Raw genomic sequence first — 24,029 nt, 5'->3', positions numbered from 1 at the left:
TACCCACAAATGGGGTATCCCCGGTTGGTCGTTCCAAGGGGGGCAGTGTCGCCGGTAAGGTGGCCTGCACTGTCCACTTTCACCGGGCCGCCGCACCACGGGCACTCGGAGCGGCAGTCGTCCGTTGTTAAGTCGTTGTTCTCTGTTGGAACCTCAAGACCGTCACCCTTGACGCAGTTGCGCGGGGGTCGCAGGAGGCACCGTGCTCACCGCGTTCGCCCGGGCGTTCAAGACGCCCGACCTGCGCAAGAAGCTGCTCTTCACGCTGGGCATCATCGTGGTCTACCGGGTCGGTACCCACATCCCGATCCCCGGCGTCAACTACAAGGCCGTCCAGACGTGCGTGAAGGAGGCGTCTGGCAACCAGGGCCTCTTCGGTCTGGTCAACATGTTCAGCGGTGGCGCGCTGCTGCAGATCACCGTCTTCGCTCTGGGGATCATGCCGTACATCACGGCGAGCATCATCCTGCAGCTGCTGACCGTGGTGATCCCGCGTCTGGAGGCCCTCAAGAAGGAGGGCCAGTCCGGCACGGCCAAGATCACCCAGTACACCCGGTACCTCACCATCGCGCTGGCGATCCTGCAGGGCACCGGTCTCGTGGCCACCGCCCGCAGCGGCGCCCTGTTCGGAAGGTGCTCGGTTGCCGCGGACATCGTCCCCGACCGGGCGATCTTCAGCACGATCACGATGGTCATCTGCATGACCGCCGGCACCGCGGTCGTCATGTGGCTTGGTGAGCTCGTCACCGACCGCGGGATCGGCAACGGCATGTCGATCCTGATGTTCATCTCGATCGCCGCCACGTTCCCCTCCGCGCTGTGGGCGATCAAGAAGCAGGGCAAGCTCGCCGACGGCTGGATCGAGTTCGGCACCGTGATCCTGGTCGGTCTGGTCATGGTCGGCCTGGTGGTCTTCGTGGAGCAGGCTCAGCGCCGTGTCCCGGTGCAGTACGCCAAGCGCATGATCGGCCGCCGTTCCTACGGCGGTACCTCCACCTACATCCCGCTGAAGGTGAACCAGGCGGGTGTGATTCCGGTCATCTTCGCCTCGTCGCTGCTGTACATTCCGGCGCTGGTCGCCCAGTTCGCGGGAGGCAACTCCGCCTGGAAGACCTGGGTTCAGCAGAACCTGACCAAGGGTGACCACCCGATTTACATCACTACGTACTTCTTGCTCATCGTGTTCTTCGCGTTCTTCTACGTGGCGATCTCCTTCAACCCCGAAGAAGTCGCCGACAACATGAAGAAGTATGGTGGCTTCATCCCGGGCATCCGGGCTGGCCGACCGACCGCTGAGTACCTGAGCTACGTGCTCAACCGGATCACCTGGCCGGGTTCGCTGTATCTGGGCCTGATCGCTCTCGTACCGACAATGGCGTTGGTCGGCTTTGGGGCAAGCCAGAACTTCCCGTTCGGTGGCACCAGCATCCTGATCATCGTGGGTGTCGGTCTCGAGACGGTGAAGCAGATCGAGAGCCAGCTCCAGCAGCGCAATTACGAAGGGTTCCTCCGCTGATGCGAATCGTCCTCGTCGGGCCGCCGGGTGCAGGTAAGGGAACGCAGGCGACGCGCCTGGCCGAGAAGCTGCGCGTCCCGCACATCTCCACGGGCGACCTGTTCCGCGCCAACATCAGCCGGCAGACCGAGCTGGGCAAGCTCGCGAAGTCCTACATGGACGCCGGCAACCTGGTACCGGACGAGGTCACCATCGCGATGGCCAAGGACCGCATGGAGCAGCCCGACGCCGAGAACGGTTTCCTGCTCGACGGCTTCCCGCGCAACGTCAAGCAGGCGGAGGCGCTGGACGAGCTGCTGGAGTCCGAGAGCATCACGCTGGACGCGGTCCTGGACCTGGAGGTCCCCGAGGAGGAGGTCGTGAAGCGGATCGCCGGCCGGCGCATCTGCCGCAACGACTCCAGCCATGTCTTCCACGTGACGTACAGCCGGCCGAAGCAGGACGGCGTGTGCGACGTCTGCGGCGGCGAGCTGTACCAGCGCGACGACGACTCCGAGGAGACCGTCCGCAAGCGGCTGGAGGTCTACCACACGCAGACCGAGCCGATCATCGACTACTACAAGGCGCAGGGCCTGGTCGTGACGATCTCGTCGCTGGGCCCGGTGGACGAGATCACGCGCCGGGCGCTGGAAGCGCTGAAGCGCGAGGAAGCCACCCAGTAGTCCCACGCCGGTCGCAGCCGCGGTTCCCGTCAGGGGCCGCGGCTGCGCTGTGGGCCGGGGCGGGCGCCGGAGCCCCCCGTATCGTTGAAGGTGTTCGTACACTCCCCGGTCCGAGAAAGGCCGTAGCCCCCATGGTGCAGATCAAGACCCCCGAGCAGATCGCCACAATGCGTGCCGCGGGGCTGGTCGTCGCCGCGATCCACGCGGCCACCCGGGAGGCCGCCGTGCCCGGGGCGACCACGAGGGACCTCGACGAGGTGGCGCGGAAGGTGCTCGCCGAGCACAACGCCAAGCCGAACTTCCTCGGCTACGGCGGTTTCCCGGCCACCATCTGCACCTCCGTGAACGAGGTCGTGGTCCACGGCATCCCGTCCGACGAGGTCGTCCTCAAGGACGGCGACATCATCTCCATCGACTGCGGCGCGATCGTCGACGGCTGGCACGGCGACGCCGCCTACACGGCCTTCGTGGGCTCCGGTCACGCTCCGGAACTGGTCGAGCTCTCCCGGGTGACCGAGGAGTCGATGTGGGCCGGCATCGCGGCGATGAAGCAGGGCAACCGCCTGGTCGACATCTCCCGGGCCGTCGAGACCTACATCCGCCGCCAGCCCAAGCCGGGCGGCGGCAAGTACGGGATCATCGAGGACTACGGCGGCCACGGCATCGGCACCGAGATGCACATGGACCCGCACCTGCTGAACTACGTGGACCGCCGCCGGGGCAAGGGCCCGAAGCTCGTGCCCGGGTTCTGCCTGGCCATCGAGCCGATGGTGTCCCTGGGCACCCCGCGGACGCGGGTCCTCGAGGACGACTGGACCGTGATCACCACGGACGGCACCTGGTCCTCGCACTGGGAGCACTCCGTCGCCCTGACCGAGCAGGGCCCGCTGGTGCTGACCGCCCCCGACGGCGGCAAGGCCAAGCTCGCCGAGTACGGCATCACGGCCGCCCCGGACCCGCTCGCCTGACGGGGGCGCGTGCGCCCACCGTCCCGAGGCCCCGGCCCGCGGTGCCGCCGCCCACCCCGAAGGGCGGCTCCGCGGCCGCCCCGCGGCAGGCTCCCCGATTGCCCCGCATGATGATCTCCGGCGCGGGGCAGACTTCTCCGATTCGTCTTTCCGGGTGCGCTGACGTAGACTAACTCGTCGGCTCTCGTGCACCCGCATGTCCGCATGCGCTCGCGCGGAGTCGATCAAGGTAGTCGATTCGAAGGGCGAAGCGTGGCCAAGAAGCAAGGTGCCATCGAGATCGAGGGCACTGTCGTCGAGTCTCTGCCGAACGCCATGTTCAAGGTCGAGCTCCAGAACGGCCACCAGGTCCTGGCACATATCAGCGGCAAGATGCGTATGCACTACATCCGCATCCTCCCTGACGACCGGGTCGTGGTGGAGCTGTCTCCGTACGACCTGACGCGTGGCCGGATCGTCTACCGCTACAAGTAGATCTTGCCCGCACTCCGCGTTCGCGGGGTGCGCATCCCGTCGTAGGCGGGATGGTGGCACTGACCCGGAGAACCTCAATCCCATGAAGGTCAAGCCGAGCGTCAAGAAGATCTGCGACAAGTGCAGGGTGATCCGCCGTCACGGTCGGGTCATGGTCATCTGCGAGAACCCGCGCCACAAGCAGCGCCAGGGCTGACGCACGACCGCACCCTCTGCACTCCGCAGGGATTCGCGCGACGCAAGCTGAATATGTTCATACGCAGGGCCCAGGCCGACACGGCCTGACACCCCCGGTTCGGAGGCCGGGGACCCAGTTCGTACCTCGTACGGCGGCTGGGATCCGGCTCTGCGGAAGACCTCCGAGGATCAACTGGAGCCATTGAATGGCACGCGTTTCCGGTGTTGACATCCCGCGCGAAAAGCGCGTGGAGGTCGCCCTCACCTACGTGTTCGGCATCGGCCGGACCCTCTCGCAGCAGACGCTGGCCGAGACCGGCATCGACCCGAACACCCGCGTCCGCGACCTGAGCGAAGAGCAGCTCGTCGCGATCCGCGAGTACGTCGACAACAACATCAAGACCGAGGGTGACCTCCGTCGTGAGATCCAGGCCGACATCCGCCGCAAGGTGGAGATCGGCTGCTACCAGGGTCTGCGTCACCGCCGCGGTCTGCCCGTCCGCGGTCAGCGCACCAGCACCAACGCCCGCACCCGCAAGGGCCCGCGTCGCGCCATCGCCGGCAAGAAGAAGCCGGGCAAGAAGTAGTCCGCAGCGGACCTCTGTCCACGGTCTTCGCTGTAGGACCGACCACCTCCCGTAGGAGTTAAGAGATGCCCCCCAAGGGACGTCAGGGCGCTGCCAAGAAGGTGCGCCGCAAGGAAAAGAAGAACGTCGCTCACGGCCACGCGCACATCAAGAGCACGTTCAACAACACGATCGTCTCCATCACGGACCCGTCCGGCAACGTGATCTCCTGGGCCTCCGCCGGCCACGTCGGCTTCAAGGGCTCCCGGAAGTCCACGCCGTTCGCCGCGCAGATGGCCGCCGAGTCGGCTGCCCGCCGCGCCCAGGAGCACGGCATGCGCAAGGTCGACGTCTTCGTCAAGGGCCCGGGCTCCGGTCGTGAGACCGCGATCCGCTCCCTGCAGGCCACGGGCCTCGAGGTCGGCTCCATCCAGGACGTCACCCCGACCCCGCACAACGGCTGCCGTCCGCCGAAGCGCCGCCGCGTCTGACGCACGGGCCGCTTCACGGTCTTCACGGGGTGTGGGCGGTACGGCTCCTTCGGGCCGTGCCGCCCGTACCCTTGCAGTACCCGCACTTCTCACGGGTGCGGTTTCCGTCGGGCGTCAAATAGCGGGCGTCCACGAAAGAAGGATCTGATCCACACATGCTGATCGCTCAGCGTCCCTCGTTGACCGAAGAGGTCGTCGACGAGTTCCGCTCCCGGTTCGTGATCGAGCCGCTGGAGCCGGGCTTCGGCTACACCCTCGGCAACTCGCTCCGCCGCACCCTCCTGTCGTCGATCCCCGGTGCCGCTGTCACCAGCATCCGCATCGACGGCGTCCTGCACGAGTTCACCACCGTGCCGGGCGTCAAGGAGGACGTCACCGACCTGATCCTCAACATCAAGCAGCTGGTCGTCTCCTCGGAGCACGACGAGCCGGTCGTGATGTACCTGCGCAAGCAGGGCCCGGGTCTGGTCACGGCAGCCGACATCGCGCCCCCGGCCGGTGTCGAGGTGCACAACCCCGACCTCGTCCTCGCCACGCTCAACGGCAAGGGCAAGCTGGAGATGGAGCTGACGGTCGAGCGTGGCCGCGGTTACGTCTCCGCCGTGCAGAACAAGCAGGTGGGCCAGGAGATCGGCCGTATCCCGGTCGACTCGATCTACTCGCCGGTGCTCAAGGTCACGTACAAGGTCGAGGCCACGCGTGTCGAGCAGCGCACCGACTTCGACAAGCTGATCGTCGACGTCGAGACCAAGCAGGCGATGCGTCCGCGTGACGCCATGGCCTCCGCCGGCAAGACCCTGGTCGAGCTGTTCGGTCTCGCCCGCGAGCTGAACATCGACGCCGAGGGCATCGACATGGGCCCGTCCCCGACGGACGCCGCCCTGGCCGCCGACCTGGCGCTGCCGATCGAGGAGCTGGAGCTCACCGTCCGCTCCTACAACTGCCTCAAGCGCGAGGGCATCCACTCCGTGGGTGAGCTCGTCGCCCGCTCCGAGGCCGACCTGCTGGACATCCGCAACTTCGGTGCGAAGTCCATCGACGAGGTCAAGGCGAAGCTGGCCGGGATGGGTCTGGCCCTCAAGGACAGCCCGCCCGGATTCGACCCGACCGCCGCCGCCGACGCCTTCGGCGCCGACGACGACGCGGACGCGGGCTTCGTGGAGACCGAGCAGTACTGAGCGCTCCGCGAGGAGGCCGGTTCTGCGGCTGCGGGCCCGCTGTGGCTGGTCGCGCAGTTCCCCGCGCCCCTAGGGGCGCGGACCTCCGGGCGCCTGAAATGGCGCCCGGATCTCCGACAGGCGACCGCCTGCTCGGATACTGACCCCGGTACCTGATACGGCCGGGGCAGACACACAGGAGAAGAACCATGCCGAAGCCCACCAAGGGTGCCCGTCTGGGCGGCAGCGCCGCGCACGAGAAGCTGCTCCTCGCGAACCTCGCGAAGGCGCTGTTCGAGCACGGCCGTATCACCACCACCGAGGCGAAGGCCCGCCGCCTGCGCCCGTACGCCGAGCGTCTGGTCACCAAGGCGAAGAAGGGCGACCTTCACAACCGCCGTCAGGTGCTCCAGGTGATCACGGACAAGAGCATCGTCCACACGCTCTTCACCGAGATCGGCCCGCGTTACGAGAACCGTCCGGGTGGCTACACCCGCATCACCAAGATCGGTAACCGCCGTGGCGACAACGCGCCCATGGCCGTCATCGAGCTGGTCGAGGCGCTGACGGTGCAGCAGAAGGCCGTGGGCGAGGCCGAGGCCGCCACCAAGCGTGCGGTCAAGGAGACCGAGGAGACCAAGGCCGAGGAGACCAAGGCCGAGGCCACCGAGGCTCCGGCCGAGGAGTCCAAGGACGCCTGAGGCTCTGCCTGACGTCGAGAGCGGGTCCGTCCCTCGGGGCGGGCCCGCTTTCGCGTACCCGAGTACCTGAGAGGATTCCCGTGTGAGTGACGAAGTACAGCCCGGTCACGTCCGGATCCGTCTCGACCTCTCCTACGACGGCACCGACTTCCACGGCTGGGCCAAGCAGGCCGGCGGGAAGCGGACCGTGCAGGGCGAGATCGAGGACGCCCTCCGTACGGTGACGCGGTCGAAGGAGACGACCTACGAGCTGACCGTGGCCGGGCGGACCGACGCCGGGGTGCACGCGCGCGGGCAGGTGGCCCACGTCGACCTGCCGGTGGAGCTGTGGGCCGAGCACCGGGAGAAGCTGCTCAAGCGGCTCGCCGGGCGGCTGCCCAAGGACGTGCGCGTCTGGTCCCTCACCGAGGCCCCGGCCGGCTTCAACGCCCGTTTCTCCGCCGTCTGGCGCCGGTACGCCTACCGCGTCACCGACAACCCGGGCGGTGTCGACCCGCTGCTGCGGGGCCACGTGCTGTGGCACGACTGGCCGCTCGACGTGGACGCCATGAACGAGGCCGCCCGGCGGCTGCTGGGCGAGCACGACTTCGCCGCCTACTGCAAGCGCCGCGAGGGCGCGACCACCATCCGGACCCTGCAGGAGCTGAGCCTGGTGCGCGGGGCGGACGGGGTGGTCACCGCCACCGTCCGCGCCGACGCCTTCTGCCACAACATGGTGCGGTCGCTGATCGGGGCCCTGCTGTTCGTCGGGGACGGGCACCGTCCGCCGGACTGGCCGGGCAAGGTGCTGGCCGCGGGTGTGCGGGACTCCGCCGTGCACGTCGTACGGCCGCACGGGCTGACGCTGGAGGAGGTCGGCTACCCGGCGGACGAGCTGCTGGCCGCGCGGAACAGGGAGGCGCGCAACCGGCGGTCCCTGCCCACGGCGGGCTGCTGCTGAGAAGTGGGCCGCCCGCCGGGCGGTCCGGTTGCGGCGGGCGGGGTAGAACAGCGGCATGACGGACCACGAGGCGTACGACGGCATACCCGTCACAGTGGTGATGCCGACGTACAACGAGGCGGGAAACCTGCCGCGGATGGCCGAGGCGGTGCTGGGGCTGCCGCTGGACGGGCTGCATCTGAAGATCGTCGACGACTCCAGCCCGGACGGCACCGGGCGTATCGCCGAGGAGCTCGCCGAGAAGTACAACGCCGACCGGCCCGCCGGGCGGCCCCGGATGAGCGTGCTGCACCGCACCGCCAAGGACGGGCTCGGGCGGGCCTACGTCGCGGGCATGGGCGCCGCCCTGGCGGAGGGCGCCGCGTACGTGGTGCAGATGGACGCCGACGGAAGCCACCCGGTGGAGGCGGTGCCGCGGATGCTGCGGACCGCCGTCGACTCCGGCGCGGGCCTGGTCGTCGGCAGCCGGTACGTCGAGGGCGGCTCCCTGGACGAGGAGTGGGGCGTGCACCGGGTGCTGCTGTCACGCTTCGCCAACCACTACGTACGGACCGTGCTCGGCACCGAGATCAGGGACATCACGGCGGGCTTCAACCTCTGGTCGGCGCGGACCCTGCGCGACGTGGACCTCGCCACCGTGGACAGCGCCGGGTACGGCTTCCAGGTCGAGCTGAAGTACGAGGCCGTCCGGGCGGGGCACCGGGCCGTCGAGATCCCGATCCGCTTCGAGGAGCGGACCGAGGGGGTCTCGAAGATGTCGCTGCGCACCCAGCTGGAGTCTGCGGTGCTGCCGCTCCGGCTGCGTCTGAAGCACTGGTAGGGCGCCGGGCATCGGGTGCCGGACGGCGGACGCGCGGGGGGAGGGCGGGGGCTGACAGGCCGGACAGGGAGCCCGGCCGCCGCGGACGGACGGTGCCCCGGAGCCCGGTCCGGCGTCGCCTACCGGGCGGCCGCCGCAGACGCCTGTGCCTCACCGCGCCGGCGGATCTGCCGGAAGGCGAACTCGGCGAGGTCGTCGCCGGTGCGGAACACCTGGGTGTCCTTGGCCGTGACGTCCTTGCCGCTGGTGAAGCCGGTGAGGGTGAAGTAGGCGTAGCGGCCGTAGGAGTTGGTCGTGGAGCGGCAGACGGCGCCGGTGCAGAAGGCCTTGATCCCGCCGCCGGACAGCGGCTTCACGATGCTCTTCTTGTCGGCCTGGCCCTTGGCCTTGGTGGCCTGCGCCTCGGTGTCGAAGACGGCGACGCCGACGGTGACCGCGATGCCGTCCTTGACGTAGCTCACGCGCATCAGCCGGGTGCAGCCGTTCGCCGTCAGGACCTGCGGCAGCGTGCCCTGCGCCACCGCGCCGCAACTCTTCGTGTCCGCCGTGGGGCCCTTCTTGTACACGGTCTCGCCCATGGTGAGCTGCGTGCCCGGGAAGAGGCCGGCGGGGCTGAGCGGCGCCGTGTCCTTCCGGGCGCTGGATATGAAGTCCTTGGGGTCCAGCGGCGGCGGGGCGCTGGTGGGCGCGAAGGACGGCGCCGTGGCCGAGTCGCTCGGCAGGGCCGCGGTGGAGGGCAGGGAGCCGGGGCCCGACGCCTCGTCCTTGCCGTTCGCCGACACCACGGCCATGGCGACGGCCGCGCCGATCGCGACGGTCGCCAGCACGCCGCCGCCGATGAACAGCAGGCGGCGCCGCTTGTTCCGGGTCTCGGACGCCTCGGCGAGCGCGGCCCAGTCAGGCGTCTGGTCGCTCCCGCCGCTGCTCCACGGCTGCTGAGAATTCGGTTTCCAGGGATCCCACTGGGACTGCGAGCCCCCCTGCCCATAGCTCATGGGGCGCATCTTAGACGGGCGTTGGGGGGTGCCGGTGCGCCCGCGAAGGCGCTTCGGTGCAGGCCGGTACAAAGCGACCGGCGTCTTCCTCCTACACTGGTGGGGACAGGCGGGACCCGCAGCGGCGCCCCCGTTTTGACCGCGCTGTGGCGCCGCGGGTATCCTGCATCTTCGTTGTGTATTGGCTTGGCTCTTCTCACGGACCCGGCCCTTACACCGGTCCACCGGGCCGATGACCAGCGACCTGCACGCGGTTTGCGTCACCGCAGTGCGGTCAGGGCTGTCGTGATCGTCTTCGGTGACCTTGTCAGGACCATTCACTGAAGAAGCGAAGGCTACGAACCGTGCGTACGTACAGCCCCAAGCCCGGCGATGTGACGCGCCAGTGGCACGTCATCGACGCTCAGGACGTTGTCCTGGGCCGTCTCGCCACCACTGCCGCCACCCTTCTGCGGGGCAAGCACAAGCCGATCTACGCGCCGCACGTCGACGCTGGTGACTTCGTCATCATCATCAACGCCGACAAGGTGCACCTCTCCGGCAACAAGCGGACCCAGAAGATGGCGTACCGCCACTCCGGCTACCCGGGTGGTCTGCGCTCCGTCCGTTACGACGAGCTGCTCGCCAAGAACCCCGAGAAGGCCGTCGAGAAGGCCGTCAAGGGCATGCTCCCCAAGAACACCCTGGGCCGTCAGATGCTTTCGAAGCTGAAGGTCTACTCGGGCGACCAGCACCCGCACGCTGCCCAGCAGCCGGTGCCGTTCGAGATCACCCAGGTCGCGCAGTAAGTCCGGCCACCCCCTAAGACTGAAGAGAATCTGAGGAGCATCGTGGCCGAGACCACTGCCGAGCAGCCGCTCGAAGAGCTTGACATCGACAGCTACACCACCGAGTCCGAGGTCCCCGTCGAGGGCGAGTACACCTCGGAGTCCATGGCCTCCCGCTTCGGCGAGCCGCAGCCGGCCGCCGGCCTGGGCCGTCGCAAGAACGCCATCGCCCGCGTCCGGATCGTCCCGGGCACCGGCAAGTGGAAGATCAACGGTCGCACCCTCGAGGACTACTTCCCGAACAAGGTGCACCAGCAGGAAGTCAACGAGCCCTTCAAGGTGCTCGAGCTCGAGGGCCGTTACGACGTCGTCGCCCGCATCGCCGGTGGCGGTGTCTCCGGTCAGGCCGGTGCGCTCCGTCTCGGTGTCGCCCGCGCGCTGAACGAGGCCGACGTGGACAACAACCGCGGCCCGCTGAAGAAGGCCGGCTTCCTCAAGCGCGACGACCGTGCGGTCGAGCGCAAGAAGGCCGGTCTCAAGAAGGCCCGCAAGGCCCCGCAGTACAGCAAGCGCTAATCACAGCTGCCTGCTCGTACCTCGAACGCCCCGGCGGCACGCCTCTGTGCCGCCGGGGCGTTCGTTTATCACAGCCTCGGGCGTATAACGGCACAAGGCGCTCGAAGGCTAGTGTGATCGGATGTTCAGGCATCGGAATGCCCGCGATGCGGGAGCCGCAGACGCGTCGAGAACATCGGACCCGGTGAACACGCGCTGAACCCGTCGGCACGGCATTTCGAACGGACGCTTCCTCAGGAGGACAAGTGGGACGACTCTTCGGCACGGACGGCGTGCGCGGCGTCGCCAATGCGGACCTGACGGCCGAGATGGCGCTCGGCCTGTCCGTCGCGGCGGCGCACGTGCTGGCCGAGGCGGGCACCTTCGAGGGCCACAAGCCGAAGGCGGTGGTCGGTCGGGACCCGCGCGCGTCCGGGGAGTTCCTGGAGGCCGCCGTGGTCGCGGGCCTGGCCAGCGCGGGTGTGGACGTGCTGCGCGTCGGTGTGCTGCCGACGCCCGCGGTGGCGTTCCTCACCAGCGCGCTCGGCGCCGACCTCGGTGTGATGCTCTCGGCCAGCCACAACGCCATGCCCGACAACGGCATCAAGTTCTTCGCCCGCGGCGGCCACAAGCTCGCCGACGAGCTGGAGAACCGCATCGAGGGCGTCTACGAGGAGCACCGCACCGGCGCTCCCTGGGACCGTCCGACCGGTGCGGGCGTCGGCCGGGTGCGTGACTACGGCGAGGGCTTCGACCAGTACGTCGCCCACCTCCTCGGCGTGCTGCCGAACCGCCTGGATGGCCTGAAGATCGTTCTCGACGAGGCGCACGGCGCGGCCTCCCGGGTCTCGCCGGAGGCGTTCGCGCGTGCCGGCGCCGAGGTCGTCACCATCGGCGCCGAGCCGGACGGGCTCAACATCAACGACGGCTGCGGCTCCACCCACCTCGGCCAGATCAAGGCCGCCGTCATCGAGCACGGCGCCGACCTCGGTATCGCCCACGACGGCGACGCGGACCGCTGCCTGGCCGTGGACCACACCGGCGAGGAGGTCGACGGCGACCAGATCCTGGCGGTGCTCGCGCTGGCGATGCGGGAGCGTTCCGCGCTGCGCTCCGACACCGTCGTCGCGACCGTGATGTCGAACCTGGGCTTCAAGCTGGCCATGGAGCGCGAGGGCATCCACCTGGTGCAGACGGCGGTCGGCGACCGCTATGTGCTGGAGGAGATGAAGGAGAAGGACTTCGCCCTCGGCGGCGAGCAGTCCGGCCACGTCATCGTCCTCGACCACGCCACGACCGGCGACGGCACGCTGACCGGCCTGCTGCTGGCGGCCCGGGTCGCCGAGAGCGGCCGTACGCTGCGGGAGCTGGCGTCGGTGATGGAGCGGCTGCCGCAGGTGCTCATCAACGTGCCGGACGTGGACAAGTCGCGGGTGCAGACCTCCGCGGACCTCGCCGCCGCGGTCACCGAGGCGGAGCGGGAGCTGGGGGAGACCGGGCGGGTGCTGCTGCGGCCGTCCGGCACCGAGCCGCTGGTGCGGGTCATGGTGGAGGCGGCCGACATCGACCAGGCGCGGTCGGTGGCGGGGCGGCTGGCGGACGCGGTGAAGTCCGCGCTCGGCTGACCGAGTCTTTTCGCCGCCGGAGTTTTCGGGGGCTGCGGGTCGGCGGTGGCCGGCCGCGCAGTTCCCCGCGCCCCTGGGGGAGTTGCCCTACTCGGCGTGGAGGCGGGCGCGCTGTCTGGTCCAGAAGTACTTCTGTGCCAGCAGCGTGAGCGTGCCCGCCACCACGATGCCGAGCAGGTTCAGCAGAAGCTGCTGCGTCGAGCCCCAGGTCTGCACCGTGTCGCCGTAGCTCAGCGCGACGGCCGCGTTGGCGGCGGCCGGGACGGTGGTCACGGAGATGGCGACGCCGACCAGGGCGCCGGACTTGGCCGAGGTCAGGGAGAGCGTGCCGGCGGCTCCGGCGAGCACCGCCACGACGAAGGAGAAGGCGTCGGGTGCGTACACGAAGTTCGTGTTGGGCCGCGTGCCCTCCAGCTTCGCCTTGCTGAACAGCCCGACCGCGTCCATGACGAGGCTGAAGCCCACCGTCACCGCCATCGCCAGCGCGAAGCCCGCCAGCAGCGCGATCAGCGACCGCAGCGCCAGCCGCGGCGCCCGCTGCACCAGCGCGGTGCTGACACCGGCCAGGGGGCCGAACTCCGGGCCGACCGCCATCGCGCCCACGATCAGGATCGCGTTGTCGAGCAGCACACCGCAGGCGGCGATCATGGTGGCCAGGGTGATGAACGCGAGGTAGGTGACCGACAGCGTCGACTCCTCGTGCGTGGCGTCCGACAGGTGCTCCCACAGCACGGCGTCGGCCGCCTCGCCGGGCGCTTCCCGCTCGGCCCGCTCGGCCCGCTCGGACAGCGACAGGACGATGTCCTCGACGGCGATCGAGCCGGCCTTGTCCATCCCCAACTCCTGCAGCCGGTTGAGGAGTTCGTCGCCGGCCTCGCGTGCGACATCGCACAGCACCACGTCCCCGGCCGGGTTGCGGGCGGCTCCCGGCAGCACGACGAGGTGCGTGGTGCCGACGGTCGTCTCGATCAGACGCACCACGTCGTCGGTCCGCTCGGACGGGGTGATCAGGCGCAGATGCAGCATGACGCCTTTCTAACAGGCCGCCGGGTTCCTCCTGCAGTCTCCGCAGGCTCGGCTGCTGCACCTTCGGGTCTACAGTCGCCGGTCCCCTTGCCAGGTGACGGACGTCAGTGCAGCCGGACCTCCATTGGCCAGGCCCTTGTAGGTCACCGTCCGGGATGGACCCGACTCGTGCGCGACCCGTCGCGCCAGTTCCATGCCCTCGAGGAACAGCCGGTGCCACTCGGCGTCGTACGTGCCGTCCTCCCGGTCCCGAATCTCCAGGTTCAGTGTCGTGTCGATGCTGCCCGCCCACGTGTACAGGTCGGCGACGAGGCCGTCGGACAGGGCCAGAGCGGCGGCCGGATCGTCGGGGAAGAAGTCCCCGAACCCTTCGGAGCGCAGCGGCCCGTCATACGGGGTCGGCTCCGGCGGAGGTCAAAGTTTGCGCAGGCTGAGACGCTGCACCTTGTGGTCCGGGCCCTTGCGCAGCACGAGGGTGGCCCGGCCGCGGGTGGGGGCGATGTTCTCCACCAGGTTCGGCTTGTTGATCGTGCGCCACATGGTGCGGGCGTAGTCGAGGGCGTCCTCCTCGGACACCTGGGTGTACTTGCGGAAGTACGAGGAGGGGTCCTGGAAGGCGGTCCCGCGCAGCTTGCGGAACCGGTTGAGGTACCACCGCTCGATGTCCTCAATACGCGCGTCGACGTAGACGCTGAAGTCGAAGTAGTCGGCGAGGCCGACCCGGGTGCGGCCGTCCTTGCCGGGCAGTGCGGGCTGGAGGACGTTCAGGCCCTCGACGATGAGGATGTCCGGACGGCGCACGACGAGCCGCTCCCCGGGCACGATGTCGTAGATCAGGTGCGAGTAGACGGGGGCGGTGACCTCCCCCTTGCCCGCCTTGATGTCGGCGACGAACCGGGTCAGCGCTCGGCGGTCGTAGGACTCCGGGAAGCCCTTGCGCGACATCAGGCCCCGGCGCTCCAGCTCCTGCGTGGGCAGCAGGAAGCCGTCGGTCGTGACCAGCTCGACGCGCGGGTGCTCGGGCCAGCGGGACAGCAGTGCCTGGAGCAGGCGGGCCACGGTGGACTTGCCGACGGCGACCGACCCGGCGACCCCTATGACGAAGGGGGTGCCGGACTGGGAGCCCTGCTCGCCGAGGAAGGTGTTCAGCGCGCTGCGCAGGCCGTCCGTGGCCCCGACGTAGAGATTGAGCAGCCGGGACAGCGGGAGGTAGATGTCCCGCACCTCGTCGAGGTCGATGACGTCGCCGAGGCCGCGCAGCCGCTCCACCTCCTCGGCGGACAGCGGCAGCGGCGTCTTGTCGCGCAGCGCGCTCCACTCGGCACGAGTGAGGTCGACGTAGGGAGTCGCCTCCGGCCGCTGCCGGTGGGCGCTCCGGGGCATCGAGGGGACCGGAGAGATCACAGTCCATTGTTAACGGAGTTTGAAGGGGGGTGCGGGTGGGGTGCGTCACGCCGCCCCGTCGGCCACGCCACCCACACGCAGGGTGTCCACGCCAAGGGGTCAGCCTCAGGTGCCGGCTGGCCCGGTCGGTGAGGCCTTGTCCACCGGTGCGGGCCGCGACAGTTCGTGCTGGGCCTCGGTCACTGATGACCAGGGTGGCCCCTGTTCCGGACCCCTGACGTGTGTCTAAGGTGTCCCGCGCTCGACAGGATCCTGACCAGTCCGTCGTCGACGCACATCGACCAGCGACCGGGGGAACACCGTCGCGCACGGGGAGAAGTGGCTTCGTCATGCCGTCAACCGAACTGGGACGCGCTGAATGGATGAGGTGACGCCGGAGTTCCCCGGTTCCGAGGTGTTCCGATCGGACAGATATTTCAAGGTCTGGCAGTACACCGTCGGTCATCGGAGGCTGCTCCTCCGCAGTAGCCGGGACAGGCCGCCGGACACCCGGATCGAGATCTACTTCGCCAACGTCGACCTCATGCTTCTCCGTCCCGGCTACGACGGCTTGGTCATCCGCCGGGCCGACGCCGAGGAATGCGCGGAGGTCGGCCTCGACTACGGAGCGGAAGTCAAACCCGGGAATCTGTTCGTGCTGGGTGGTGGCCTGAGGAGCTTCGTCGTCTCGGCGCCTCCACAGTGGCATGAAGACGAAGGCGCGATGGACGATCCCTCATGGTTCGGCCCCCTGCCGGGAACACGCTGAGAGCCGGTCGGGAGGCCCCTTCGTGCAGGGGCCTCCCGATGCTGTCCGGCCGCTCCCGGTATCCGACGGGCCGGCTCCCGCATGCCGCGCCGTGGGACGGCGAGAAAGCGACTACCGAGATGGTGTCGCAAGGAAATGGCCGATCATCACCCACTGGTGAAGATCACGCCGGTGTCACGGTCGGGTACCGGGTGATCGTTTGATGATCAACTGTGCGACCGCTGTGGTTAAAGTGCGGGCAAAGCAATGGGAAAGCGCGGCTTTCGGGGTCGCGTCGACACGAAGAGAAAGAGCTGCTCCTTGAGATCCACCGCCGTTCGCCGCACCGCCCTCGCCGCCTCCGCCGCCGCCCTCGCCCTGTTCGCCACCGCCTGCGGCGGGTCCTCCGAGGGCGGGGAGGAGAAGGGCGGCGACTCCACGGCGCGGGCCGAGCGGACCGCCGCCGCGGCGAAGCCGCTGACCGCCGCCGAACTGGAGAAGGCCGCCCTCACCCAGGCCGACGTCAAGAGCGGCAAGGTCACCACCAAGGTGCCGGCGCGGGACGACATCGCGCGGGACAAGGTGAAGACGGGCGACGCGGACTGCGCGCCCCTCGCGTACCTCCAGGTCGGCTCCTACGTCGGCACGCCCGCGGCCACGGTGAAGCGCTCCTGGACGGGCGACGCGAAGAAGCCCGCGGCGGGCGCGAGCGCCGAGGACACGATGATGGCCGCGCTCGACCGCGCCAAGGTGGTGGACACCCTCGCCTCCTACGCGGACGGCGGCGCCGAGCAGGCCATGAAGGACCTGAAGGCGGCCGCCCGCAAGTGCGCCGGCGGCTTCACGTACACCGTCGGCGGCGCGACGAACAAGATCGTCGACGTCACCCCGACCCAGGCGCCCGGCGGCGCGGACGAGGCGTTCGCCGTGACGATGACCATCGCCGCCGAGGAGGGCGTGAAGGCGCCGGTCAAGGCCGTCGTCGTCCGCAAGGGCGCCACCCTCGCCCACCTCCCGGCCGTCAACCTCGCCTCCGCCGCCACGGGCAAGGACTTCGACTTCCCGGCCGAGCTCGTCCAGGCGCAGCTGGCCAAGCTGGGCTGACCTCACATTCCCGCCGGGGTGGTCGTGCCCCGGCGGGAATTTCCGATTTCGGGCACCGAGTGCGGTGATCGGAAGCGGCCTGGCCCGTAGGCTGCGGCCCATGTGCGGAATCGTGGGATACGTGGGGTCGCAGTCGGCGCTCGAGGTCGTGATGGCCGGGCTGAAGCGATTGGAGTACCGGGGCTATGACTCGGCGGGTGTCGCCGTGCTCGCGGACGGCGGGCTGGCGGCGGCCAAGAAGGCCGGGAAACTGGTCAACCTCGAGAAGGAACTCGTCGACCGGCCACTGCCGAGCGGGACGACGGGCATCGGGCACACCCGGTGGGCCACGCACGGCGGCCCCACGGACGCCAACGCGCATCCGCACCTGGACAACGCCGGGCGGGTCGCCGTCGTCCACAACGGCATCATCGAGAACTTCGCCGCGCTGCGCGCCGAGTTGGCGGAGCGCGGCCACGAACTGACCTCCGAGACGGACACGGAGGTCGTCGCGCACCTGCTCGCCGAGGAGTTCTCCTCCTGCGCGGACCTCGCGGAGTCGATGCGGCTGGTGTGCCGCCGCCTGGAGGGCGCGTTCACGCTCGTCGCCGTGCACGCGGACGAGCCGGACGTGGTCGTCGGCGCCCGCCGCAACTCGCCGCTGGTGGTGGGGGTCGGCGAGGGCGAGTCCTTCCTCGCCTCCGACGTCGCCGCGTTCATCGCCCACACCCGCTCGGCGATCGAGCTGGGGCAGGACCAGGTGGTCGAGCTGCGCCGCGACGGCGTGACGGTCACCGGTTTCGACGGCAGCCCCGCCGAGGTGCGCTCCTACAACGTCGACTGGGACGCGGCCGCCGCTGAGAAGGGCGGCTACGACTACTTCATGCTCAAGGAGATCGCCGAGCAGCCCAAGGCGGTCGCCGACACCCTGCTGGGCCGTATCGACGCCTCCGGCAGCCTGACGCTCGACGAGGTCCGCATCTCCGCCTCCGAACTGCGCGAGATGGACAAGGTCGTCATCATCGCCTGCGGTACGGCCTTCCACGCCGGGATGATCGCCAAGTACGCCATCGAGCACTGGACCCGCATCCCCTGCGAGGTCGAGCTGGCCAGCGAGTTCCGCTACCGGGACCCGATCCTCGACCAGCAGACCCTGGTCATCGCCATCTCCCAGTCCGGCGAGACCATGGACACCCTGATGGCGCTGCGGCACGCCCGCGAGCAGGGCGCCAAGGTGCTGGCCATCTGCAACACCAACGGCTCCACCATCCCGCGCGAGTCGGACGCGGTGCTCTACACCCACGCCGGGCCCGAGGTCGCGGTCGCTTCCACCAAGGCGTTCCTGACCCAGCTCGTGGCCTGCTACCTGGTCGCCCTGTACCTCGGCCAGGTCCGCGGCACCAAGTGGGGCGACGAGATCCAGGACGTGGTCCGGGACCTCGCCCAGATCTCCGGCGAGGTCGAGCAGGTCCTCGAGACCATGGAGCCGGTACGGGCCCTGGCCCGCTCCCTCGCCGACAAGAACACGGTGCTGTTCCTCGGCCGGCACGTGGGCTACCCGGTCGCCCTCGAAGGCGCGCTGAAGCTCAAGGAGTTGGCGTACATGCACGCCGAGGGCTTCGCCGCGGGCGAGCTGAAGCACGGGCCGATCGCCCTGATCGAGCAGGACCTCCCGGTCGTCGTGGTCGTCCCGTCCCCGCGCGGCCGCTCCCTGCTGCACGACAAGATCGTCTCCAACATCCAGGAGATCCGGGCGCGGGGTGCCCGCACCATCGTGATCGCGGAGGAGGGGGACGAGGCGGTCGTGCCGTACGCCGACCACCTCATCCGCATCCCGGTCACCCCGACCCTGCTCCAGCCCCTGGTCGCCACTGTGCCGCTCCAGGTCTTCGCCTGCGAACTGGCCACGGCCCGCGGCAACGAGGTGGACCAGCCGCGCAACCTGGCGAAGTCGGTGACGGTGGAGTAGGTCCCATCTCGTACGTCCGGTGCGCCGCCGGGAGTCCGTCCGTTTCGCTGACGGGACGTCCGAGGAGAAGCTCCCGGCGGCGGCCGGAGTCGGGGTCAGGGACAGGCCGGTCGGCTCACACCGTAGAGGAACCGGTTGTGGGTGCCCCGGTGCTCGGTGAGGGTCCACAACTGGTCGGCCGAGCGCAGCCAGTAGAGGTCCTGCAGACCTCGACCCCCGAGCTGTGACCTCGGCGTCCTGTTGCCCGTCGTGTTGGCCCACACGAGGTCGCGGTTGCCGCCCCCGCCGCCCGTGTTGAAGTAGTAGCAGCCGCGGGAGAAGGCGCCCTGGACGTAGCGGACGGGCTGGTGCCACGCGATGTACGGGTGGATGGTGCCACTGAAGCGCGTCATGTCGGTGTCCCTCCAGCGGGCCACCCGGCCGACGCTGTCGCGCCGGAACTCGCTGGTCAGGAAGGCCACGCTCCCGGAGGGGGCGCGCTCCAGCGACATGGAGTCGTAGCGGGTGCCGGCTGCCGCGTTGCTCCAGCGCCCGATCTCGGGCAGCAGGTAGTGGTATCCGCGCCCGCAGTACCTGCCGTTCTGAAGCCCGGTCGGGCAGCCGGGGCTGGTGTTCCCCTTCGGGTTGTCCACGAGCTGCAGCAGGTTGTTGGTGTCGAAGACACGCACCCCGCCCTCGTTGGCGGCGACGAAGAGGTAGTGCTGGTACCAGACGATGCCGCCCGCGTGGACGGTCACGTCGCTGTAGTCGGTCCCCGCACTGTTCGGCTCCACGAGCAGCACATGGATGTACCGGTTGCTGGTGCGGTCCAGGAAGCTCAGCCGGGTGCCCGTATCCGTGGGAGCCGGCCTCTCACCGCCCGCGTGCCAGGAGAAGACGATGGCCCTGTGCCCGTCCACCGTGCCGGCTCCCGGCTGGGCGTCCTCGGTGCCGCTGACGCCCTGTGGGGTCCATTGGGTGCTGTTGGCGTCGTCGCTCCGCAGACAGTAGTAGGCGACCGCGTGCGCTCCGTTCAGCGCGCTGTCCCTCGCACGGGCCTGAGCCCGGCAGCCCGAGTTGTTCTGCGTGTGCGCCTGGCGGTTGGCCGCGTCCAGCATCGACCCCACCGTGACCCGGTCGCCGTTGGGGTTCACCGCCGTCCTCAGCCGGAGAGCCTGGGTGATCCGGTCGTGGTCCCACCGGAGGGCGAAGGCGTTCGGGTCGGCGGCGGTCATCGGTACGGGGGGCGGGTTGGGTACGGCGGCCGGGGCCGCGGGTGTGGGTGCGGCCGCGGCGAGCAGGCCGAGCACAGCGAGGAAGAGCGCTGCGCCGGGCAGACGCCGACGCCTGGGAATTCTCATGACCTCTCCGAGGGCAGGGGGTGGGGAAGCACCAAGGCGTCCGCCGCCCATGACCGACGGCGGCGCAACGGCAGGAACGTGATTCCACCCCGCTGCGGGAGAGGTGCGTGGATGATCGGGAAATCACCCCGACTGCCCGGCGGCCGGCGCAATCGAGTGGCCTCGGAGTGCTGCGGCACCGCCCTTTCGGCATCCCGCGCCTGGTCCTGACGAGCTCATTCGGCCGCAGGCCCGGCGCGTCCGCTCGCGGCCGTCGAACCCTGTGGCTTTAGTGATCTCGTCGTTCCATCTTTCTGATCACTTCCGTGATTGTCGGGCATTTCGACCCGAACAAACGTTCAAGTGGGAGGTTCGTTGAGATCGTCAACTAGGTGTGCCGGCTTCGCGGCTGCGGTCGGCCTGGCCGGTTCTCTGGTCATGGGCGCGTCCGTCTCTTCGGCGGCGCCCGCGTCCGAGGACCTCAGTCGGACCGGGCCCCTCGGCCAGGTCCGCTCGGAGACGTCGACGCCGCGGGCGGGAGCAGCGTTCGGACTGCCGGGGAACGGGCATGGTGACCACGACAGTCCGCGTGTGTGCAGGGGCCTGGTCCCCTACCCCATTCTTCCGGCCTACCGCGAGTTCTACTTCTGCGGTGACTGGAGGCTCGGCCCCAGGCGGTTGCCGACCCGCGGCCTGCTGGGAGAGATCCTCGAGGGATACGACCGGCTCGGGGGCCTCACCGCCGTGCAGTTCCTGAACACCTGGTGGGACCCCACCAGGGACGCGGGTCAGGGCGATTGGAAATATCCGGAACCCGACGGCTTCGCGCTCGACGACCAGCAGCAGCCGATTGCCACGGAGCTGGAGCTCCACCAGGGGCAGCTGATCGACAGGTTCGGCGCGGAGACCGGCAAGTTCCTCTCTCCCGCGGGCGCGAAGTACGGGACGCGGGCGATCCCGCCCTCCAACCTCAACACCCACGATCCGCGGTACCCCCACGACTACCACCTGTACAGGGTCGCGAAGGACTTCAAGGTGTGCGCGGGTCCGGCGGCTCCGGCGTTCGAGCAGCCGGGTGGGGGCATCCAGTACGTCACGTCGAGCAGCGTCTGCCCGAACCTCCCCTTCGCCAACGTGGGGACACTCGTGAGCAGCGGCACTCTCGTGCGGGTTCAGGTCCCGTTCCCCGACGGCGAGTACCCGGACGCCAAGGTGATGAAGCAGAAGTCACCGGCCGGGGTGAAGGCCGCGGCCCGGTGACGGTGGGGGGCCGGGCCCGGCGTCGGGCGCGGCCCCGTTTCCGCTGAAAGACTGGCTTCATGGACCGCTTCCAGCTCTACCAGGTCCTCCGGGCGGCCGGGGTCCCGGAGGCGTACTACGAGATCCCCGACTGCACACCCGGCCCGCGCCCCGTCGCAGATCGCTACTTCCTCGAAGAGCGCGGCGGTGTGTGGGTCGTGGGCATCCACGAACGCGGCAGCCGCGAGGTGCTGGAGCGGTTCCCGGACGAGGACGGGGCGTGCCGGTGGCTCCGCGACCGCCTGACCGACGAGGGACCGCCGCCCGTCCCGGCCACGCCCGAGGAGATCGACGCGCTGCTGCACGACAGCGACGGCATCCAGCGGCGCGCCCGCGAGGCGTTCGAGCGTGCCCTCGCCGAGTCCCGCCGCCGCACTCACGAGGGGCCTGCCGCCGACGAGGGTCGTACGGAGCCGCCGCCGGGGACGTGAGCCCTCGTACGGGCGTGCGCCGATCTGTGGGGCCGGGGCAGCCGCCGGCCAGGGAGGGCGACCGGGCAGGATCGTGTGGTGCGAACTCGCGGCCGCTTGGCGGACGCGCGAGATCGAGGTCCGCCCTCGGGGCAAAACAAATGTGAGCACCCCTCAATTCGCCAGGGGGTGCCCACATCTGTCATTCGCCCGAGCGCGTCAGGCTTTCGATCTGCTCAGTGCCGGAAGGCGTCCTTCGTCTTCTCCTTGGCCTCGCGGGCGTCGCCGCGTGACTGCTCCATCCGGCCCTCGGCCTCCATGCGCTCGTTGCCGATCGTGCGGCCGACCGTCTCCTTGGTCTTGCCCTTGGCCTGCTCGGTCTTGGCCTGTGCCTTCTGGTTCTCAGCCACGGGTTTCACATCCCAACGTCGTCATAGCCTTTGGTGATCCTCGGATAGCCGCCGCGGTCGCCTATAAACCTCGACGCAATTCGCGGCCTTACGACTCCGCGGTCCCGGGCGAACCCCGCCGTATTCCCCCGGACTTCAGGAAAAAACAGCGACTTGGGGAGGCGTGCCGGCCTGGCCGGGGGGAACACGGTCGATCGGAGGTTGATAGACATGGTTCCCTTGCTTCTCGTTCTTCTGCTGGCTCTGATCCTCTTCGGTGCGGGCTTCGCACTGAAGGCACTGTGGTGGATCGCCGTGATCGTGCTCATCGTCTGGCTGCTGGGCTTCGTGGTGCGCCCGGCGGGCAGCGGTGGCCGGCGCGGCCGCTGGTATCGCTGGTAACGCGATTCACGCCGAGAGGGGCCCCGACCGTGGTCGGGGCCCCTTTTCGTGTGTCCTCTGCTCGGGGTGCCCCATGCCTCTCGTGGGGCACTCCCGCGCACTGCGCGCAGAAAGTGTGAAAACGGGCGTAACTCTCAGGTCGTGGGGCACGCGTAGCCCGTCGGGCGCCGGTGCGCCAAGGGAACCCGCGCCTCCATTCCGGCGCCCGGCGTCCAACCGGCCGCCGGGCGGTTCGCCCCCGGCCGGGACGGGCCCTAGATGTGCTGTTCGGACAGGTTGGTGACGCGGCTGGCTGGTGGTTGGCCGTCGATGCCGGTGTGGGGTCGGTGGTAGTTGTACCAGTCCAGCCAGTCGGGAAACGCTGTCTGGCGTTCGCGGTCTGAGGTGTAGGGCCGGTGGTAGGCCCGCTCGTCGAGCATGGTGCGGTGGAAGCGTTCGACCTTGCCGTTGGTCTGGGGCCGCCAGGGCCTTGTCCAGCGGGGGCTGATGCCCAGGTCGCGCCAGGTGTTCTTGGTGTAGGCCCAGGCGTTGTCGGTCAGGACCCGTTCAACGGCGACGCCCTGCTGGGCGAACCAGGCCGTTGCCCGTCGCAGGAAGGTTGCGCAGGTCGCGGCCTTCTCGTCGGGCAGGTCCTCGGTGTAGGCCAGGCGGGAGTGGTCGTCCAGGGCGGTGTGCAGGTAGGCGTATCCGGTGCCGTTGCGGCGGTCCTGGTTGGCCCGGCCGGCTGCGCGGCCGAGGATTTTGTGGCCGCCGCCGTCGGGGATGCGGCCGAGCTTCTTGACGTCGATGTGGACCAGTTCGCCGGGCCGGGAGCGTTCGTAGCGGCGCACGGGCTCGCCGGTGGCCCGGTCGCAGGCGGCCAGAGGGGGCAGGCTGTGCCGGGTGAGGATGCGGTGGGCGGTGGAAGCGGCGATGTCGCATCGGGCGGCCAGCCGCACCGGTCCGATCCGGTGCTCGCGCCGCAGCCGCAGGACCTGCTGTTCGACGGTGGCAGGTGTCTGGCGCGGGCTGGAGTGAGGGCGGCTGGAGCGATCGTGCATCCCGGCTGTGCCCAGCTGTCGGTAGCGGCTCGCCCACCGGGCGGAGGTGGTGTGGCTGACCTGGAAGCGTTCCGCGGCCCGCCGCAGCGGCCAGCCGTCGTCGACGACACACCGGGCCAGACGCAGCCTGCCGGTCGGGGTCAGCGGGGCATTACGGTGGGACACGCGGGCCTCCTGGGCGTCGGTGCAGACTTCGCAATCCACACCGAACCCAGAAGGCCCTCACCTGTTCAAGCACCCAGTCCGCGTGTCACCAACGTCCCGGGACAGCACACCTAGAAGGCTCATGAAGATCTTGGGGTTCTGGCCCCGCCGCGTGAGCGGCGGGGCCAGACTCGTTTCGTGGTGATGGGGGAATGGGCCGGACCGACGGTCGGGCCGGATGTGTGGGAGACCTGCCAGAAGTTGATCCCGGCCGGGAGCGTGTTCGCGTTCCTGGCCGAGCACCGTGATGCGCTGTTCCCGGCGGAGATGTTCGCGGACATGTACCCGTCGGCGAACGGACGACCGAGCATGCCGCCGCAGATCCTGGCCGCAGCGGTCACGC

At 69.4% G+C, this 24,029-nt stretch carries 26 protein-coding genes and 1 pseudogene; 21 read left to right on the top strand and 6 right to left on the bottom strand.

Features of this window, described 5'->3' with window-relative positions:
* The first annotated feature begins 202 nt into the window (after nt 1-202).
* From secY to ACIPM1_RS21895, 11 genes are all read left to right on the top strand, one after another.
* The gene (gene secY, locus ACIPM1_RS21945) at nt 203-1,516 is read left to right on the top strand and encodes a preprotein translocase subunit SecY (RefSeq protein ID WP_402437165.1); all 1,314 of its coding nucleotides are present in this window, start codon (nt 203-205) and stop codon (nt 1,514-1,516) included.
* The gene (locus tag ACIPM1_RS21940; protein ID WP_356189290.1) at nt 1,516-2,178 is read left to right on the top strand and encodes an adenylate kinase; all 663 of its coding nucleotides are present in this window, start codon (nt 1,516-1,518) and stop codon (nt 2,176-2,178) included. The genes secY and ACIPM1_RS21940 overlap by 1 nt, the downstream gene beginning before the upstream one ends.
* Nucleotides 2,179-2,309: 131 nt before the next feature.
* Entirely contained in the window at nt 2,310-3,146 is an 837-nt protein-coding gene (map, locus tag ACIPM1_RS21935) for a type I methionyl aminopeptidase (RefSeq protein ID WP_402437163.1), read from the top strand.
* Between the two features lie 252 nt (nt 3,147-3,398).
* Nucleotides 3,399-3,620 carry a translation initiation factor IF-1 gene (infA, locus tag ACIPM1_RS21930; RefSeq protein WP_003948620.1) on the top strand — a complete coding sequence of 74 codons (222 nt, stop codon included), beginning with the start codon at nt 3,399-3,401 and terminating at the stop codon, nt 3,618-3,620.
* Between the two features lie 82 nt (nt 3,621-3,702).
* Nucleotides 3,703-3,816, top strand: coding sequence for a 50S ribosomal protein L36 (gene rpmJ, locus ACIPM1_RS21925; RefSeq protein ID WP_003998809.1), 114 nt, complete (start codon nt 3,703-3,705; stop codon nt 3,814-3,816).
* 187 nt (nt 3,817-4,003) lie between these two features.
* Nucleotides 4,004-4,384: a 30S ribosomal protein S13 gene (rpsM, locus tag ACIPM1_RS21920; protein WP_020135802.1), complete on the top strand. Its 381-nt coding sequence runs from the start codon at nt 4,004-4,006 to the stop codon at nt 4,382-4,384.
* Between the two features lie 65 nt (nt 4,385-4,449).
* Complete coding sequence (gene rpsK, locus ACIPM1_RS21915) at nt 4,450-4,854, top strand: 30S ribosomal protein S11 (protein WP_003956432.1); 405 nt, start codon at nt 4,450-4,452, stop codon at nt 4,852-4,854.
* Between the two features lie 155 nt (nt 4,855-5,009).
* Nucleotides 5,010-6,032 carry a DNA-directed RNA polymerase subunit alpha gene (locus tag ACIPM1_RS21910; RefSeq protein ID WP_003966937.1) on the top strand — a complete coding sequence of 341 codons (1,023 nt, stop codon included), beginning with the start codon at nt 5,010-5,012 and terminating at the stop codon, nt 6,030-6,032.
* A gap of 188 nt (nt 6,033-6,220) precedes the next feature.
* Nucleotides 6,221-6,712 (top strand): 50S ribosomal protein L17, encoded by a 492-nt coding sequence (gene rplQ / locus ACIPM1_RS21905; protein WP_356189284.1) that lies wholly within the window; start codon nt 6,221-6,223, stop codon nt 6,710-6,712.
* A gap of 82 nt (nt 6,713-6,794) precedes the next feature.
* Nucleotides 6,795-7,652 carry a tRNA pseudouridine(38-40) synthase TruA gene (truA, locus tag ACIPM1_RS21900; protein ID WP_402437160.1) on the top strand — a complete coding sequence of 286 codons (858 nt, stop codon included), beginning with the start codon at nt 6,795-6,797 and terminating at the stop codon, nt 7,650-7,652.
* 55 nt (nt 7,653-7,707) lie between these two features.
* Entirely contained in the window at nt 7,708-8,472 is a 765-nt protein-coding gene (locus ACIPM1_RS21895; RefSeq protein ID WP_402437158.1) for a polyprenol monophosphomannose synthase, read from the top strand.
* A 119-nt stretch (nt 8,473-8,591) separates the two neighbouring features.
* On the opposite strand, the gene ACIPM1_RS21890 is transcribed toward ACIPM1_RS21895, so the two are convergent.
* Nucleotides 8,592-9,467: a hypothetical protein gene (locus tag ACIPM1_RS21890; protein WP_356189278.1), complete on the bottom strand. Its 876-nt coding sequence runs from the start codon at nt 9,465-9,467 to the stop codon at nt 8,592-8,594.
* A 344-nt stretch (nt 9,468-9,811) separates the two neighbouring features.
* Here ACIPM1_RS21890 and rplM point away from each other — a divergent pair, with 344 nt between their 5' ends.
* The 3 genes from rplM to glmM all read left to right on the top strand — a co-directional run bounded on the left by rplM (nt 9,812) and on the right by glmM (nt 12,414).
* Nucleotides 9,812-10,255: a 50S ribosomal protein L13 gene (rplM, locus tag ACIPM1_RS21885; RefSeq protein WP_276110719.1), complete on the top strand. Its 444-nt coding sequence runs from the start codon at nt 9,812-9,814 to the stop codon at nt 10,253-10,255.
* Between the two features lie 42 nt (nt 10,256-10,297).
* The gene (rpsI, locus tag ACIPM1_RS21880) at nt 10,298-10,810 is read left to right on the top strand and encodes a 30S ribosomal protein S9 (protein WP_020276276.1); all 513 of its coding nucleotides are present in this window, start codon (nt 10,298-10,300) and stop codon (nt 10,808-10,810) included.
* A 245-nt stretch (nt 10,811-11,055) separates the two neighbouring features.
* On the top strand, nt 11,056-12,414 hold the full coding sequence (gene glmM / locus ACIPM1_RS21875; RefSeq protein WP_402437155.1) for a phosphoglucosamine mutase: 1,359 nt from the start codon (nt 11,056-11,058) through the stop codon (nt 12,412-12,414).
* Between the two features lie 87 nt (nt 12,415-12,501).
* Here the strand turns inward: glmM and ACIPM1_RS21870 are convergent, their stop codons facing one another.
* Together ACIPM1_RS21870 and coaA are read right to left on the bottom strand one after the other, a co-directional pair.
* Nucleotides 12,502-13,440 carry a DUF389 domain-containing protein gene (locus ACIPM1_RS21870; protein ID WP_402437153.1) on the bottom strand — a complete coding sequence of 313 codons (939 nt, stop codon included), beginning with the start codon at nt 13,438-13,440 and terminating at the stop codon, nt 12,502-12,504.
* A gap of 414 nt (nt 13,441-13,854) precedes the next feature.
* Nucleotides 13,855-14,823, bottom strand: a complete 969-nt coding sequence (gene coaA / locus ACIPM1_RS21865; protein WP_402437503.1) for a type I pantothenate kinase — start codon at nt 14,821-14,823, stop codon at nt 13,855-13,857.
* Nucleotides 14,824-15,202: 379 nt separating this feature from the next.
* Between coaA and ACIPM1_RS21860 the strand changes: the two genes are divergently transcribed.
* From ACIPM1_RS21860 to glmS, 3 genes are all read left to right on the top strand, one after another.
* Nucleotides 15,203-15,592 (top strand): hypothetical protein, encoded by a 390-nt coding sequence (locus ACIPM1_RS21860; protein WP_402437151.1) that lies wholly within the window; start codon nt 15,203-15,205, stop codon nt 15,590-15,592.
* A gap of 300 nt (nt 15,593-15,892) precedes the next feature.
* Nucleotides 15,893-16,675, top strand: coding sequence for a hypothetical protein (locus tag ACIPM1_RS21855; RefSeq protein WP_402437149.1), 783 nt, complete (start codon nt 15,893-15,895; stop codon nt 16,673-16,675).
* A 100-nt stretch (nt 16,676-16,775) separates the two neighbouring features.
* Nucleotides 16,776-18,623 (top strand): glutamine--fructose-6-phosphate transaminase (isomerizing), encoded by a 1,848-nt coding sequence (gene glmS / locus ACIPM1_RS21850; protein WP_402437147.1) that lies wholly within the window; start codon nt 16,776-16,778, stop codon nt 18,621-18,623.
* Between the two features lie 95 nt (nt 18,624-18,718).
* On the opposite strand, the gene ACIPM1_RS21845 is transcribed toward glmS, so the two are convergent.
* Nucleotides 18,719-19,963: a hypothetical protein gene (locus ACIPM1_RS21845; RefSeq protein ID WP_402437145.1), complete on the bottom strand. Its 1,245-nt coding sequence runs from the start codon at nt 19,961-19,963 to the stop codon at nt 18,719-18,721.
* A gap of 570 nt (nt 19,964-20,533) precedes the next feature.
* Between ACIPM1_RS21845 and ACIPM1_RS21840 the strand changes: the two genes are divergently transcribed.
* Nucleotides 20,534-21,202, top strand: coding sequence for a TNT domain-containing protein (locus tag ACIPM1_RS21840; protein ID WP_402437143.1), 669 nt, complete (start codon nt 20,534-20,536; stop codon nt 21,200-21,202).
* A gap of 59 nt (nt 21,203-21,261) precedes the next feature.
* The gene (locus tag ACIPM1_RS21835) at nt 21,262-21,672 is read left to right on the top strand and encodes a hypothetical protein (protein ID WP_402437141.1); all 411 of its coding nucleotides are present in this window, start codon (nt 21,262-21,264) and stop codon (nt 21,670-21,672) included.
* A gap of 215 nt (nt 21,673-21,887) precedes the next feature.
* Here the strand turns inward: ACIPM1_RS21835 and ACIPM1_RS21830 are convergent, their stop codons facing one another.
* Nucleotides 21,888-22,061, bottom strand: a complete 174-nt coding sequence (locus ACIPM1_RS21830; RefSeq protein ID WP_402437139.1) for a CsbD family protein — start codon at nt 22,059-22,061, stop codon at nt 21,888-21,890.
* Between the two features lie 210 nt (nt 22,062-22,271).
* On the opposite strand from ACIPM1_RS21830, the gene ACIPM1_RS21825 reads away from it, so the two are divergent.
* Nucleotides 22,272-22,442 carry a hydrophobic protein gene (locus ACIPM1_RS21825; RefSeq protein ID WP_402437137.1) on the top strand — a complete coding sequence of 57 codons (171 nt, stop codon included), beginning with the start codon at nt 22,272-22,274 and terminating at the stop codon, nt 22,440-22,442.
* A gap of 254 nt (nt 22,443-22,696) precedes the next feature.
* Here the strand turns inward: ACIPM1_RS21825 and ACIPM1_RS21820 are convergent, their stop codons facing one another.
* On the bottom strand, nt 22,697-23,647 hold the full coding sequence (locus ACIPM1_RS21820; protein ID WP_402437135.1) for an IS481 family transposase: 951 nt from the start codon (nt 23,645-23,647) through the stop codon (nt 22,697-22,699).
* Nucleotides 23,648-23,830: 183 nt separating this feature from the next.
* Here ACIPM1_RS21820 and ACIPM1_RS21815 point away from each other — a divergent pair.
* A pseudogene (locus ACIPM1_RS21815) lies at nt 23,831-24,029 on the top strand (IS5/IS1182 family transposase); the annotation flags it as partial.

The sequence above is a fragment of the Streptomyces sp. NPDC086766 genome (assembly GCF_044746005.1).
In the GTDB taxonomy this organism is placed as follows: Bacteria; Actinomycetota; Actinomycetes; order Streptomycetales; family Streptomycetaceae; genus Streptomyces.
This window is presented reverse-complemented; position numbering and strand designations above follow the sequence as displayed.

Coding starts and splice junctions, on each gene's coding strand:
- glmS (WP_402437147.1), top strand. CDS start 16,776: ATGTGCGGAATCGTGGGATACGTGGGGTCGCAGTCGGCGCTCGAGGTC.
- ACIPM1_RS21870 (WP_402437153.1), bottom strand. CDS start 13,440: ATGCTGCATCTGCGCCTGATCACCCCGTCCGAGCGGACCGACGACGTG.
- rpsM (WP_020135802.1), top strand. CDS start 4,004: ATGGCACGCGTTTCCGGTGTTGACATCCCGCGCGAAAAGCGCGTGGAG.
- map (WP_402437163.1), top strand. CDS start 2,310: ATGGTGCAGATCAAGACCCCCGAGCAGATCGCCACAATGCGTGCCGCG.
- ACIPM1_RS21910 (WP_003966937.1), top strand. CDS start 5,010: ATGCTGATCGCTCAGCGTCCCTCGTTGACCGAAGAGGTCGTCGACGAG.
- ACIPM1_RS21895 (WP_402437158.1), top strand. CDS start 7,708: ATGACGGACCACGAGGCGTACGACGGCATACCCGTCACAGTGGTGATG.
- ACIPM1_RS21860 (WP_402437151.1), top strand. CDS start 15,203: ATGGATGAGGTGACGCCGGAGTTCCCCGGTTCCGAGGTGTTCCGATCG.
- rplQ (WP_356189284.1), top strand. CDS start 6,221: ATGCCGAAGCCCACCAAGGGTGCCCGTCTGGGCGGCAGCGCCGCGCAC.
- rpmJ (WP_003998809.1), top strand. CDS start 3,703: ATGAAGGTCAAGCCGAGCGTCAAGAAGATCTGCGACAAGTGCAGGGTG.
- ACIPM1_RS21940 (WP_356189290.1), top strand. CDS start 1,516: ATGCGAATCGTCCTCGTCGGGCCGCCGGGTGCAGGTAAGGGAACGCAG.
- rpsK (WP_003956432.1), top strand. CDS start 4,450: ATGCCCCCCAAGGGACGTCAGGGCGCTGCCAAGAAGGTGCGCCGCAAG.
- ACIPM1_RS21845 (WP_402437145.1), bottom strand. CDS start 19,963: ATGAGAATTCCCAGGCGTCGGCGTCTGCCCGGCGCAGCGCTCTTCCTC.
- ACIPM1_RS21890 (WP_356189278.1), bottom strand. CDS start 9,467: ATGAGCTATGGGCAGGGGGGCTCGCAGTCCCAGTGGGATCCCTGGAAA.
- ACIPM1_RS21825 (WP_402437137.1), top strand. CDS start 22,272: ATGGTTCCCTTGCTTCTCGTTCTTCTGCTGGCTCTGATCCTCTTCGGT.
- coaA (WP_402437503.1), bottom strand. CDS start 14,823: ATGCCCCGGAGCGCCCACCGGCAGCGGCCGGAGGCGACTCCCTACGTC.
- ACIPM1_RS21835 (WP_402437141.1), top strand. CDS start 21,262: ATGGACCGCTTCCAGCTCTACCAGGTCCTCCGGGCGGCCGGGGTCCCG.